Source organism: Labedella endophytica (assembly GCF_003990045.1).
Taxonomy (GTDB): domain Bacteria; phylum Actinomycetota; class Actinomycetes; order Actinomycetales; family Microbacteriaceae; genus Labedella; species Labedella endophytica.
On sequence record NZ_RZGZ01000003.1, the window covers coordinates 410,178 to 423,780 of the forward strand.

Consider the following 13,603-nt stretch of genomic DNA (forward strand, 5'->3'; position numbering starts at 1 on the left):
CGCTGTGTCTCGGTCTCGGAGTCTCGAATCAGCTCTGCGACTGGCCGTAGGAGCCGAGCTGACGGGTGGCATCCGTGACGCGAGCCGCCATGGCGGTCTCGGCGACCTTGCCCCAGGCGCGGGGGTCGTACAGCTTCTTGTTTCCGACTTCGCCGTCGATCTTGAGCACGGAGTCCCAGTTGGAGAACATGTGACCGGCGACCGCGCGCGTGTAGGCGTACTGGGTGTCGGTGTCGATGTTCATCTTGATGACGCCGTTCGCGACCGCGGTGGAGATCTCCTCGTCGGTCGAACCCGAGCCGCCGTGGAAGACGAGGTCGAGCGGCTTGGAATCCGTGCCGTACTTGGCGGCGAGGCCGGCCTGGATCTCGCCGAGCAGCTCCGGCTTGAGCTTGACGTTGCCGGGCTTGTAGACGCCGTGCACGTTGCCGAAGGTGAGGGCGGCCATGTAGCGACCCTCGTCGCCGAGGCCGAGCGCCTCGACGGTCGCGATCGCGTCGTCGAGCGTCGTGTAGAGGTGCTCGTTGATGTCGTGGCTCACGCCGTCCTCTTCGCCGCCGACGACGCCGATCTCGACCTCGAGAATGGCGTTGATGGCCTTGATGCGGGGGAGGATCTCTTTCGCGATCTCGAGGTTCTCATCGAGAGGTACGGCGGAACCGTCCCACATGTGCGACTGGAAGATCGGGTTCCCGCCATCCTTCACTCGCTCCTCGGATGCGGCGATGAGCGGCATGACGAAGCCGTCGAGAGCGTCCTTGGGGCAGTGGTCCGTGTGGAGAGCGACCGTGATGGGGTAGTTCTTCGCGACCTCGTGCGCGAAGGCCGCGAAGGCCAGGGCTCCCGCCGCACGGTTCTTGACGGTGTGACCGGCGAAGTAGTCGGCGCCTCCCGTCGTGACCTGGATGATCCCGTCCGATCCGGCCTCGGTGAGGCCCTGCAGGACGGCGTTGATCGTCTGCGAGCTCGAGACGTTGAAGGCCGGGTAGGCGAAGCCGGTGGACTTCGCTCGATCGAGCATCTCGGCGTACTGCTCCGGGGTGGCGATGGGCATGACGGCTCCTTAGCGGTCGAACGGGTGTGGGTCGAGTCTACTGATGTGGCCGGGTAAGCTCGATGACGGGTACCCGCCGCCCGCTTCGACTGCTCACGCCGATCAACGCTCCCCGGGAGGACCCATGCCCACGCTCCAGAACGACACCGCCTCATACGCCTCGCACCCGGACCGGAACCTCGGTCTCGAGATCGTCCGGGCCACGGAGGCGGCGGCCATCCGCGCCGTCCCGTTCATCGGGCGCGGTGACAAGCTCGGCGCCGACGGTGCGGCCGTCGACGCGATGCGCACCTTCCTCGGAACCGTCAACTTCGACGGTGTCGTCGTCATCGGCGAGGGCGAGAAGGACGAGGCGCCCATGCTCTTCAACGGGGAGCGCGTGGGCAACGGTTCCGGTCCGTCCTGCGACATCGCCGTGGACCCGATCGACGGCACCTCCCTCACGGCGACGGGACGCCCGAACGCCATCTCGATGATCGCGGTCTCCGATCGCGGCACGATGCTCGACGCGTCGAGCGTGTTCTACATGGACAAGATCGTGACGGGTCCGGAGGGCCACGGCGTCGTGCACCTCGACCAGTCGGTCGGCGACAACATCCGCGAGCTCGCGAAGGCCAAGGGGAAGCCCGTCGGGGACATCCGCGTCGCCGTGCTCGACCGGCCGCGCCACGAGGGCCTGATCGAGGAGATCCGCGCCGCCGGAGCGCACACGCGCCTGCTACTCGACGGCGACGTCGCCGGCGGCATCAACGCGGCCCAGTCGACTCACCGCGTCGACATGTGCATCGGCACGGGAGGAAGCCCAGAGGGCGTCGCGACCGCGTGTGCGATCAAAGCGCTCGGAGGCCTCATCCAGGGCCGACTCGCCCCTCTCACGGAGCAGGAGCGGGCCGCCGGCCTCGCCGCCGGACTGAAGTTCGACTACGTCTACTCCGCCGACGAACTGGTCTCGGGCGACAACACCCTGTTCGTCGCCACCGGTGTGACCGACGGCGAACTCGTGGACGGGGTGTCGACCAACGGCCCCATCGTCAGTACGTCGAGCATCATCTTCCGCAGCCACTCCGGCACCGTGCGCCGCATCCAGGCGGACCACCTGCGTGAGCGCTGGCTCTAGACCCACGGGGATGAGGCAGCCGCGGTGACCCTGCCTCAGGCCTGGTGGCCGCGACTCGACAATTCGTCGACCGCGTCGTCGATATCCGGGTAGGGGCCGTCGACCGCAGGCCCAGTCGCGTCGATGCGACGCTCCAGGTCCTCACGCCCGTCGAACTCTGCGCGCTGCGCGACGGACCCCTCGTGGGTCCGATCGAGGTCCTCGACCGCGGGGCTGGCCGCGTCCTGGCCGCTCTCGAGAGGAGTGTCCTGTGCGGCGGGCTCCTGTGCGGTGGGGTTCTGTGCGGCGGCGTTCTGTGCGGCGGGGTTGTGGGCAGCAGCGTCCTGGGCAGCGGGCTCCTGGGCGGCAGCGTCCTGGGCAGCGGGCTCCTGGGCGGCAGCGTCCTGGGCAGCGTCTTCCCCAGTCTGGCTTTCCTCGACCGAGTCCGCATCGGTCGCACCGCTCTCGAATTCCGCAGCCGTCAGCTTGCGGGGCGCCTGCGTGATGGTCTGCGGCACCTCGATCAGCTTGGTCTCGTCGATACCCGGGAACTGCCGGGCGGTCACGAGCACACGCGTCTCGAGGGAGTTGGCGAATCGGTTGTAGCTGTCTACGGTGCGTTCGAGCGAACGGCGCAGCCCGTCGGCGTGGCCGGCGAGGGTGCCGAGTCGGTCGTAGAGCAGCGACCCGAGCTCGAGGAGCCGCTTCGCCTCGTCGGTCACGGCGTGCTGCTGCCACGCCGAGGCGACGGTCTTGAGGACCGACCAGAGCGTGACGGGGGAGGCGAGGGCGACGCGTTTCCCGAACGCGTAGTCGAGCAGGCTCGGGTCGGCTTCGAGGGCGGCGGAGAGCAGTGATTCGCTCGGTACGAACGCGACGACGAACTCGGGGCTCGACGTGAAGCCCTGCCAATACGCCTTCTTCGACAGGGCGTCGACGTGCGATCGCACCGCCCGCACGTGTCGATCGATGAGGGAACTCCGCCTCGCCGCTTCCTCACCCGTGGCGGTCACCGGGATGCTCGACGCCGTGAGGAAGTGCTCGAGGGGCACCTTCGCGTCCACGGCGATCGCCGCGCCGCCGGGGAGTCTCACGACCATGTCGGGGCGGAACGAGCCGCCGTCCGTCGTGATGCTGTGCTGCAGATCGAAGTCGACGTGCTGGGTGAGACCTGCGACCTCGACGACCCGGCGCAACTGGGTCTCTCCCCACACGCCGCGCGTGCTGTTCGAGCGGAGCGCGCTCGCGAGGGACTCCGTCGTTGCGCGGAGGTGCTCGTCGGACTGGCGCGAGGCCGCGAGCTGTTCGGCGAGGGATCCGAGTTGCTCGCTGCGCTGCTGCTCCAGATCCGCGACCGTGCGCTGCATGGTCTGGAGGGAGTCCCGGACGGGAGCGAGGGCCTCGAGGACGCGGCGCTCGTTGCGTTCCCGGAGTTCGCGGGCTGCCCGTTCCGAGCGTTCGGCGTCGAGCTGCTCGCGCACTCCGTCGAGGGCCGCCGACATGGCGGCGAGTTCCGCTTCGAGCACCGATCGTCGCGCGACCTCCTCGGCTCGAAGCGTCGCGGCAGAGGCCTCCGCCCGTGCTTCGAGCAGGGCGGGATCGGCGGACGACGGGTCGGCGGAAGGTCGCGCACGAGCCGCCGCGCCGCCGAGGACGAAGCCGATGGCGGCGCCCGCGACGAGAGCCAGAATCGCGATGAGAAGCAGGATCGGGTCCATAGAATCGAGTGTGCGGCACACCACCGACACCGGCCGGGAGACCCGCGGCAGCACAGTCCGGGCGCCAAGCCCATCAGTGCGAGATACAGGCATAGGCACAGGCACAGGCACCGTTACAGGCACAGGCACAGGCACCGTTACAGGCACAGGCACAGGCACAGGCACAGGCACAGGCACCGTTACAGGCACAGGCACCGTTACAGGCACAGGCACAGGCACAGGCACAGGCACAGGCACAGGCACCGTTACAGGCACAGGCACAGGCACAGGCACAGGCACCGTTACAGGCACAGGCACCGTTACAGGCACAGGCACCGTTACAGGCACAGGCACAGGCACAGGCACAGGCACAGGCACAGGCACAGGCAAAGGCACCGTTACAGGCACCGTTACAGGCACAGGCACAGGCACACACGCACAGGAAGGAGGACCGACATGACGCGACGGATCGAGTCCGGTGATCAGTCCGCAGTCGGTGACGACAGCCCGTCCGTGTCCGACAGCCCGTCCGTGTCCGACAGCCCGACCGTGTCCGACACCCGGTCCGAGTCCGTGTCCGGCAGGCAGCCCGAGTCCCTGTCCGGCAACCATTCCGAGTCCGGAGACCATTCCGAGTCCGGAGACCACTCCGAGCTCAGGGACCAGCCCCTGTCCGGCGACGAGCCCGTCGATCGACACGCGCGATCGGCGCGTTCTTTCGACGGTGCGGCCGAGATCTACGACGCGTCGCGCCCCGACTACCCCGCGGAAGCCGTCGCCTGGATGTTGCCGGAGGGCGCGCGCCGTGTCCTCGATCTCGGGGCGGGCACGGGCAAGCTCACGAAGGCCTTGGCTGATCGTGGGCTCGACGTCGTCGCGGTGGATCCGTCGCCGCAGATGCTCGACGTGTTGGCGCGCCGTGCACCGGGAGTACGGCCTGTGGTGGCGGGTGCCGAGGACCTCCCTCTCGATGACGCATCGGTCGATGTCGTGACCGTCGCACAGGCCTGGCACTGGGTCGATCCGATCGCGGCGAGCGCCGAGGCCGCCCGAGTCCTCGTGCCCGGTGGGACGCTGTCCCTCGTCTGGAACATCCGCGACGAGGGCGTGGAGTGGCTCCGTCGGTTCGGTGAGATCGCCGGATCGGAGAGGTCGTTCCGGGATTTGGGGGAGGACCCCGTCGTCGGGGCGCAGTTCGGGGCGTTCGAGCGCGCGGCGTTCCCCTGGTCGAGGTCGATGACCCGGGAGCAGGTCCTCGATCTCGTCCGTTCTCGGAGCTGGTTCCTCACCGCTGACGAGCAACGGCGACGCGAGATGATCCGCGACATCTCGCGACTGGTCGACGACGCGTCGAGCGACGGGACGGTCCAGATGGCCTACGTCACCGAGGTCTTCCGCACACGCACGGCGCACTGACGACGCTCGGCGGATAATCGGCCCACGGTGGACTGACGACGCGCGTAAGGACAGCACGTTCGGGTACGCCGGGCTGCTCAGGCACCTCCGTCAGTTCGGGTACCGTGGTCCGTCCGTCCGACCGACCGACCCGACCCGACCCGACCCGACCCGACCCGCGGTTCCGAGCGGCCCTCGTCTTTTCCCGATCGTTTCTCGTCGACTCGATGGACCGCGTGTCAGAAGGGTGGATCCGGTACGTCCGACACGGTCCGGCCGAGCGGGCTCGTCCACACCAGATCGCCAGACGGTCCCGGGGGTCTCGACACCTGCCAGGTGCTCTGATGCTTGAGGCGGTGATGGGATCGGCAGAGGCACGCGAGATTGTCGTGCGACGTGGTGCCGCCCTGCTCCCACGAGCGGGTGTGGTCGATGTCGCATCGGTTCGCACCGCGCTCGCAGCCGGGGAAGCGGCATCGCACGTCTCGGAGCTGGACGAGGCGTCTGAGGTCGGCGGGGACGGCATACGACGTGCGACCCACGGAGAGCACCGTGCCCGTCTCCGGATGCGTCAGGATCCGGATGAAGGACGGCGCCTCCGCCGCCAGGTCCTCGGCCATGGCCGTGGGGATCGGGCCGTACCCGTCGAGGACCGCGGGCTCATCCGACCGTCCCAGCAGCGTGAGGACGGGAACCGTCACGCGGACCGTCGGCCGGAAGCCCGCATACCGTCCGCGTCGATCCGAGAGGCGGGTGCCGGCGGCAGGATGTGATACTCGCGATTCGACCCCGCTCGCGGTGGTCGAACCCTTCTCGGAGCCGTCTGATTCGGCGACGTCGCCGTGCAGCAGCAGGTCGGCGGCGACGTCGGCGCGGATCTGTCCGATGCTCCGCGACTCACCGGGCTCAGCTGCCAAGGAGCGTGCGCCGGAATCGATGCGCTCGAAAGCGCCGCGGGCATCGGCGCACGGCAGGTGGAGGTGCAGCCAGGCCATGCCGTCACGATCGGCCTCGAAGACGAGGCGCCGTTCGGCGCGCCGTCGGGCCGCGCGGATCTCGATCGACAGGGGGTGCAGACGTTCGCGCACGGCGCGAGCCCGGCGGCGGACCTGAGCCGGCGTGCCGCGGAGAGCGGAGGGAAGGACCGACTCCTCGAACTGCGGAATGGTTACCCCGGGGATGTCGGACACCCCGTCGGCGAGGGCGCGAGCGTGGGCGGGGGACAGGAGGCCCTCGTCGAGAGCGACGAGGGCGGCCGGGAGCCGCGCGAGACGAGCCGCCTCGTCGAGCTGAGCGCGGATGGTCGACTCGCTCTGTCGGCTCGCGACCGCGAGTTCGGCGACGATGAGTCGGGCCCCGAGCTCGTCGCGGAGAGCCGCTTCGCGCGATTCTGACGGGGGGGCGCCGCGCACGGCGCGCGGATCGATCACGACGTGGGCCGCTCCCACCGCCGTCGCCCGCGTGTCGAGCTCGGCGAGCAGCCGTGTGCGGCGGGCGTGGATCGCCGAGGCCTCGCGGTCCGTGTCGAGGAGACGGCGGAGGAGTTCGTCGACGGAGGCGGTCTCGATCGATGAGGCGTCGACGGGCACGGTCACGGGCGCGAGCTCGAGCGGGGCCGACTCGGAGGGCGCAGTCGCCAGCGACGCGGTCTCCAGCGACGCCCTTTCGCCGCTACCGGGCCCCTCAGGTGCCCTCCCGGAGGCGCCATCGAGCACTCGACGTGCCGCCGACTGTGTCTCGCTCGCCCCCGCGAGCATCCCCCGATGCATACCCACACTCAATCACCCACCACCGACATTGAGACCGGGGCCGGACGCGGTCCAGGGCGGGGCGGAATCCGTCCGCCTCCGGCCGGCTCGCACCGATCGGACGCGTTCCGGCAGGCGATAGCCTGACGTCGTGCGTACGGCCCGGTTCCCCGTCTTCCTCGTGCTCGCGAACCTGTTCTGGGCCGGGAACTTCCTGTTCGGCAGCGTCGTCGTCGAGCAGCTCTCGCCGTTCCTCATGACCGCGCTGCGCTGGGCGGCCGCAGCACCCATCCTCATCCTGCTCGCGGTGATCGTCGAGAGACCGCGCTGGCGGGAGGCCCTCCGCGAGTGGCCGATGCACCTGCTGCTCGCGGGACTCGGGCTCGTCTGCTTCTGCATCTTCAGCTACGAGGCGCTCCGACACACGACCCCGGCGGACGCGAGCGTCGTCGGAGCCATCAACCCGGCCATCATCGCGGTCGTCGCGGGACTGCTCGCACGGGAGCGGGTCGGGTGGCGACGCAGCCTCGGGATCCTCGTGTCCCTCGTCGGGGTCCTGATCGTCATCAGCGGCGGCGATCCGGCATCGCTGCTCCGCGCGGATGTCAACGAGGGACACGTGTGGATGCTCGGGGCCGTGGTGGTGTGGACGGGCTACACGATCCTCGGGCGCCGACTGACCACGGGACCGGTCACGGCGTCGGCGGTGCAAGCAAGCCTCACGACGATCGTGCTCGCCCCGATCGCCATCCCGCAGCTCGGCGATGTCTCCCTCGATGGGGCCGCGATCAGCGGCCTGCTCTACATCGCGGTCTTCCCGTCGGTGCTGTCGCTCGTCCTCTGGAACGTCTCGGTGAAGAAGGTCGGGGCGAGCACGGCCGGGGTCTACCTCAACCTGCTGCCGGTCTTCACGGCCATCCTGGGCCTCGCGATCGGCGTCGCGCTCGGATGGCCGACGGTGCTCGGAGGGCTGCTCGTCGTGCTCGGAGTGACGATCACCTCCCGGAGCCGCCGGACACCGGAACCGCTCACTGGCGGACGGTGAGGAGCGCGGGCAACTACGATGGACCCTCGTGGCTCTTACTATCGGAATCGTCGGTCTCCCCAACGTCGGCAAGTCGACGCTTTTCAACGCGCTGACCAAGAACGACGTGCTCGCTGCGAACTATCCGTTCGCGACGATCGAACCGAACGTGGGGGTCGTCAACCTGCCGGATCCCCGGCTCGAGGTGCTCGCGGGCATCTTCGGCAGCGAGCGCATCCTGCCGGCCACGGTGAGCTTCGTCGACATCGCGGGCATCGTCCGCGGCGCGAGCGAGGGCGAGGGGCTCGGCAACCAGTTCCTGGCCAACATCCGTGAGGCCGACGCGATCGCCCAGGTCGTGCGCGGATTCGTCGACTCGGACGTCGTTCACGTGGACGGCGCCGTCGACCCCAAGTCGGACCTCGAGACGATCGGCGCCGAGCTCATGCTCGCCGACCTCCAGACGCTCGAGAAGGCCGCGACGCGGTACGAGAAGGAGGTCAAGGGCCGCAAGCTGGATCCCTCCGTGCTCGAGACCGCGAAGGCCGCGATCGAGGCGCTCCAGCAGGGCACGCTCCTGTCCGGCACGACGCTCGACCTCGCCGCGCTCCGCGAGCTCGGCCTGCTCACCGCGAAGCCGTTCATCTTCGTCTTCAACGTCGACGAGTCCGTGCTCACGAACCCGGAGCGCATGGCGGAGCTCGCCGCTCTCGTCGCGCCCGCGGACGCCGTTTTCCTCGACGCGAAGATCGAATCCGAGCTCATCGACCTCGATCCCGAGGACGCCGCCGAGCTGCTCGCGTCGACCGGCCAGGAGGAGTCGGGCCTCGACCAGCTCGCGCGCGTCGGCTTCGAGACCCTGGGCCTCCAGACCTACCTGACCGCCGGCCCGAAGGAGTCCCGCGCCTGGACGATTCCGAAGGGCGCCAAGGCGCCTCAGGCCGCCGGCGTGATTCACACCGACTTCGAGAAGGGCTTCATCAAGGCCGAGGTCATCTCGTTCGACGACCTCGTCGAGACCGGCTCCGTTGCCGAGGCCCGTTCCAAGGGCAAGGCCCGCATGGAGGGCAAGGACTACACGATGCAGGACGGCGATGTCGTGGAGTTCCGCTTCAACGTGTAGCTCGATGAGTGTGAAGACTGCCCCATCTGCTTCGGCATATGGGGCGGTCTCTGTTCATGCGCTTTAAGATCAGCCCATGACGAATCTTCAGGGTGCGGTCGTTCTGGTCGTCGGCGCCACTGGCGGGCTCGGCTCACGGATCGCCGATCAGCTGGAGAGTAACGGCGCCATTGTGGCCCGGGCGTCAAAGTCCGCAGGGCACGATCTCCGGGCACCCTCTGTGATTCGGGAGGTGCTGGATGCCACGAATGCGCAGTACGGACGGCTCGACGGGCTCGTGGTTGCGTCCGGGGTCGTCGCCTTCGGTGCAGCTTCCGAGCTCGAACCCGCCACGGTGAACGAACTGTTCGCTGTGAACACGACCAGTGCGATCCAGCTCATCACCCAGAGCCAGGCCTACCTCGCAGCCTCGGCACATGACGGCCGGGAGCCGTTCGTGGTCACCCTGAGCGGCGTCGTCGCTGAGGCGCCCGTCGCCGGCCTGGCCGCATACTCGGCGTCGAAAGCTGGGCTCGCGGCCTTCGTTGTCGCAGCGGCGCGCGAGTATCGCCGCGCGGGCATCCGAATCCTGGACGCCCGCCCAGGCCACACGGGCACCGAGCTGTCCGAGCATCCGATCGCCGGGTCGGCGCCGAGATTCGGAGCGGGTCTGGATCCAGACCGGGTTGCCGCACGGATCATCACCGCGATCCTCGATGGCGAGAAGGATCTGCCCAGTACCGCGTTCTAGGTTCGGCCGAGGTGATGCAGAGGTCATTCAGCTGCGCCAAGTGGTGGAGTTCCGCGTGACGTGTGACCCCCTGACCCTGTGCGCGGAGCACTGATCCGACACGAAAGCCCCCTGTCCGTCATCGGACAGGGGGCTTTCGTCGTGGATCGGAGCGGCTACTCGGCGTGCTCGTCCTCTTCGGGTTCGAAGGTCGAGGCCCCGTCGCTGTGGCCGAGGGCGATGCCGTTCGGGTGGTTGGGGATCGTTCCTTCGTCGCTGCCGACGCCGTCGGTCTTGGGGGTGCCCTCGCTGTCGTTGACGGGAGCCTTCGCTCCGGTCTCGTCGTCCGGCGTGTGGGCGGAATCCTGTTCTGTCATGGCGATCGCTCCTTCGTGATGCGTTCGGCCCGCGTGATGCGTGTGGCCTGGGTGATGCGTCCCGCCAGGCTACGTCGCCCTCATCCGAGCCCTCCGTGGGTTGACAGCCCGGAACGAGGAGTCGACTCCTCACTCGCGCGCGCCCCGTTGCGCCTCGCTCCCGACGGGTGACACGCTGAATCTCCGAGAGACAGGGGCAGCGTGGACAGCGACGTGATCGTGATCGGGGCGGGACTCGCGGGACTGCAGAGCGCCCGTCGACTCGAGCAGGACGGTCGGCACGTCATCGTGCTCGAGGCCGCCGACGCCGTCGGTGGACGCATCCGGACGGACATCATCGACGGCTACCGGGTGGACCGTGGCTTCCAGGTGCTCAACCCGGCCTACCCGGCGCTGTACCGCGATGTCGATGTCCCCGCGCTCGACCTCCAGTCGTTCGGGGTCGGCGCCGTGGTGCGCGACGGTCAGCGTTCGACGACGCTCGCGCATCCGCTGCGCCACCCGCGGTACGCCCTCGGCACGCTGCTCAGCGCGCATACGCCGCCGTCCGACTTGGTCGCTCTCGCCCGGTGGCTCGGGCCGACGCTCCTGCGCGTGAGACGCCCGGTGCGTTCGGCGACGGATGAGACCCTCCGCGCGTCCCTCGATCGTGCCGGCCTCACCGGGCGGCTGCGACGCGATGTACTCGACACGTTCCTCGCCGGCGTCCTCTCGGACACCTCGGGCGGCAGCTCCGCGCGCTACGTGAAGGGACTGCTGCGCTATTTCGTCCTCGGCGCACCCGGCCTCCCGCGCGACGGGATGCAGGCGCTGCCCGAGCAGCTCGCTGCGGGGCTGCGCGTACCCGTCCGGCTCGACACCGCTGCGCGAGGGGTGCACGAGACGTCGGGTGGCGTCGAGGTGACGACGGACGCCGGGGTGCTCACGGCGCGGGCCGTCATCGCCGCCGCCGGGCCGCACGAGGCCCCCGGTCTCGCCGACATCCCGGCGCCCGTCATGAACGGTCTGACGACCTGGTGGTTCTGCACCCCGGAGAGTCCGCTTGCCGGCAGGTTCCTGATGCTCGACGCCTCGGGTCCCGGCGGGGGACCGGCCGGTCCGATCTGGAACACCGCCGTGATGAGCGAGGTCGCGCCGTCGTACGCACCGCCGGGCGGCCACCTCGTGCAGGCCACGACACTCCTCGACCGGCCGGACGGACTCGCGAGCGAGAGCGAGATCCGCCGCGACCTCGAACGGCTGTACCGCACGTCCACCGACGGGTGGGACGTGATCGCCCGTCACGTCGTGCCGCACACGCTCCCGGCCGAGCCGCCGCCCCTCGTGGATCGCGGACCCGTCTGGACGGGCGAGCGCACCCTCGTGGCCGGGGATCAACTCGAGACCGCGTCGATCCAGGGTGCGCTCGTCTCCGGTGTCCGGGCGGCGGACGCGATCGGACGACTGCTCGCCGGCTGACCGCGCAACCCACCCTGCGCAGGGGCGGCGTCCTCCTACCGTGGACAGATGAGTTCCGCCCCATCCCTGCGCCTCGTCCTGCCGCATCAGCTCTTCGACGAGCACCTCGAGGCGCCCGACGGTACCGGCTTCGTGCTGATCGAGCACGACCTGCTCTTCCGTCAGTACCGGTTCCACTCCCACAAGCTGGTTCTGCACCGCGCATCGATGGACCGCTTCGCCGGTCGCCTGATCGAACGCGGTTTCACGGTCGACCACCTCCGCAGCGAGGCCGCTCACAGCTCGCACGATCAACTGGCGGAGCTCGTGCGCGATCGCGGCCCGTCCCTCGTGACCTGGTTCGACGTCGTCGACGACTGGCTCGAGAAGGACCTGTTCGAAGCCCTCGCCGACGGCGGCTACACGATGCGCCGCAGTGACGTGATGGAGTCGCCCAACTTCTTCACGGATCGCGAGGAGATCGACGAGTGGTTCTCCCGCAACGACGCGCGCATGCAGAACTTCTACGTCTGGCAGCGGAAACGGCTCGACATCCTCCTCGATGACGGCAGGCCCGTCGGCGGGAAGTGGTCGTTCGACGCGGACAACCGCAAGAAGCTGCCGAAGGGGTACTCGCCGAGCGTCGTCGGGCGGTTCGCGCACCATCCCGTCCTGCACGCCGACGGCACCCTGGTGATCGACGCACCCGCGGAGGACGCTCTCCCGGCGGAGGTGTCGTCGGCGATCGCCTGGGTCGCCGAGGAGTTCCCCGACAACCCGGGGGACCCCCACCTCTTCGCCTGGCCCACGAGCCGCGACGAGGCCCGAGAGCACCTGGACGAGTTCGTCCGGGACCGCCTCGACGACTTCGGCCCGTACGAGGATGCGATCTCCGCGGTCCATCCGTTCATCAACCACGGTCTCCTCACCGCGACCCTCAACGTGGGGCTGCTGGACCCGCGTGACGTGATCGACGCCGTCCTCGCGGGTGCACGGGAGGGCACCCCCCTCGCGTCGCTCGAGGGATTCGTCCGGCAGATCATCGGCTGGCGCGAGTACATGCGCGCGACCTACCGCACCGCCGGGCGCCGGATGCGGACGTCGAACGTGCTCGACCACCGGCGACGGCTGGGCGTGGGGTGGTGGGATGCGAGCACGGGGCTCGAACCCGTGGATGTCGTCATCTCCCGGGTGCTCGACACCGGTTACGCCCACCACATCGAGCGGCTCATGGTGCTCGGCAACGCGATGTCGCTGCTCCGGGTCCACCCCGATGCCGTCTACGAGTGGTTCATGGAGCTGTTCATCGACGCATACGACTGGGTGATGGTGCCGAACGTCTACGCCATGAGCCAGTTCGCCTCGGGGGCGCAGATCACGACGAAGCCCTACGTGTCGGGCAGCAACTATCTGAAGAGGATGTCGGATCTCCTGGCGGGGGAGTGGATGCCCGATTGGGACGCCCTGTACTGGTCTTTCATCGAGGATCACCGCGCCGTGTTCGCCTCCAACCCGCGCAGTCGCATGGTCGTGTCGCTGCTCGACAAGATGGGCGACGACAAGCGCACGGAGCACCGGCGCCGCGCGGATGCGATGCTCGGGGCCGACGAGGACACCGCATTGCTCGCAGCGTCCGAGGCAGCGCCCATGGGTGAGAGGATGACGTCATGAAGGCCAAACTCATCAATTCCCGTGGGATCACCGTCGCCGTCGTCGAGGACGACGGGCCGGAGATCGTCTACGAGGGCGTCACGTACCGCGCGGTCGACGCCGGTCACGAGGACGGCGGCGCCACCCCCGGAGACGCGGCCGACCCGTCCTTCTACGAGGTCACCGACGCGTAGGTGACGGGCAGAGCCGGTCGTCCGTCGGGACGTGGTTCGCGCGTCGTCAATGGGGGGTACCGATCGTCTGGCTCTGCCTACGCTCGGGGTGCGCCGACT

General features: G+C 69.1%; 12 protein-coding genes. 8 read left to right on the forward strand and 4 right to left on the reverse strand.

From position 1 onward, the window contains the following. Nucleotides 1-28: 28 nt before the first annotated feature. A complete protein-coding gene (gene fbaA, locus ELQ94_RS12950) occupies nucleotides 29-1,054 on the reverse strand; it encodes a class II fructose-bisphosphate aldolase (protein WP_127050768.1) in 1,026 nt (341 codons plus the stop codon). Nucleotides 1,055-1,178: 124 nt separating this feature from the next. On the opposite strand from fbaA, the gene glpX reads away from it, so the two are divergent. Then, nucleotides 1,179-2,171, forward strand: a complete 993-nt coding sequence (gene glpX / locus ELQ94_RS12955; RefSeq protein ID WP_127050769.1) for a class II fructose-bisphosphatase — start codon at nucleotides 1,179-1,181, stop codon at nucleotides 2,169-2,171. Between the two features lie 35 nt (nucleotides 2,172-2,206). On the opposite strand, the gene ELQ94_RS12960 is transcribed toward glpX, so the two are convergent. Then, nucleotides 2,207-3,868, reverse strand: coding sequence for a DNA recombination protein RmuC (locus ELQ94_RS12960; RefSeq protein ID WP_127050770.1), 1,662 nt, complete (start codon nucleotides 3,866-3,868; stop codon nucleotides 2,207-2,209). 435 nt (nucleotides 3,869-4,303) lie between these two features. Between ELQ94_RS12960 and ELQ94_RS12970 the strand changes: the two genes are divergently transcribed. Then, nucleotides 4,304-5,263, forward strand: coding sequence for a class I SAM-dependent methyltransferase (locus ELQ94_RS12970; protein WP_127050771.1), 960 nt, complete (start codon nucleotides 4,304-4,306; stop codon nucleotides 5,261-5,263). Between the two features lie 218 nt (nucleotides 5,264-5,481). On the opposite strand, the gene ELQ94_RS12975 is transcribed toward ELQ94_RS12970, so the two are convergent. After that, a complete protein-coding gene (locus ELQ94_RS12975) occupies nucleotides 5,482-6,837 on the reverse strand; it encodes an HNH endonuclease signature motif containing protein (protein WP_166404782.1) in 1,356 nt (451 codons plus the stop codon). Between the two features lie 304 nt (nucleotides 6,838-7,141). Between ELQ94_RS12975 and ELQ94_RS12980 the strand changes: the two genes are divergently transcribed. From ELQ94_RS12980 to ELQ94_RS12990, 3 genes are all read left to right on the forward strand, one after another. Further along, complete coding sequence (locus ELQ94_RS12980) at nucleotides 7,142-8,035, forward strand: DMT family transporter (protein WP_127050773.1); 894 nt, start codon at nucleotides 7,142-7,144, stop codon at nucleotides 8,033-8,035. A gap of 28 nt (nucleotides 8,036-8,063) precedes the next feature. Continuing rightward, entirely contained in the window at nucleotides 8,064-9,137 is a 1,074-nt protein-coding gene (ychF, locus tag ELQ94_RS12985; protein ID WP_127050774.1) for a redox-regulated ATPase YchF, read from the forward strand. A gap of 76 nt (nucleotides 9,138-9,213) precedes the next feature. Continuing rightward, a complete protein-coding gene (locus ELQ94_RS12990) occupies nucleotides 9,214-9,867 on the forward strand; it encodes an SDR family NAD(P)-dependent oxidoreductase (RefSeq protein WP_127050775.1) in 654 nt (217 codons plus the stop codon). A gap of 155 nt (nucleotides 9,868-10,022) precedes the next feature. On the opposite strand, the gene ELQ94_RS12995 is transcribed toward ELQ94_RS12990, so the two are convergent. Beyond that, nucleotides 10,023-10,223, reverse strand: coding sequence for a hypothetical protein (locus tag ELQ94_RS12995; RefSeq protein ID WP_127050776.1), 201 nt, complete (start codon nucleotides 10,221-10,223; stop codon nucleotides 10,023-10,025). 201 nt (nucleotides 10,224-10,424) lie between these two features. Between ELQ94_RS12995 and ELQ94_RS13000 the strand changes: the two genes are divergently transcribed. The 3 genes from ELQ94_RS13000 to ELQ94_RS17320 are packed head-to-tail and all read left to right on the forward strand — an operon-like array spanning nucleotide 10,425 to nucleotide 13,504. After that, nucleotides 10,425-11,681: a flavin monoamine oxidase family protein gene (locus ELQ94_RS13000; RefSeq protein ID WP_127050777.1), complete on the forward strand. Its 1,257-nt coding sequence runs from the start codon at nucleotides 10,425-10,427 to the stop codon at nucleotides 11,679-11,681. A 48-nt stretch (nucleotides 11,682-11,729) separates the two neighbouring features. After that, nucleotides 11,730-13,331 carry a cryptochrome/photolyase family protein gene (locus ELQ94_RS13005; RefSeq protein ID WP_127050778.1) on the forward strand — a complete coding sequence of 534 codons (1,602 nt, stop codon included), beginning with the start codon at nucleotides 11,730-11,732 and terminating at the stop codon, nucleotides 13,329-13,331. Continuing rightward, nucleotides 13,328-13,504, forward strand: coding sequence for a hypothetical protein (locus ELQ94_RS17320; RefSeq protein ID WP_166404784.1), 177 nt, complete (start codon nucleotides 13,328-13,330; stop codon nucleotides 13,502-13,504). Before ELQ94_RS13005 ends, ELQ94_RS17320 begins: the two co-directional genes overlap by 4 nt. The last annotated feature ends 99 nt before the right edge of the window (nucleotides 13,505-13,603 follow it).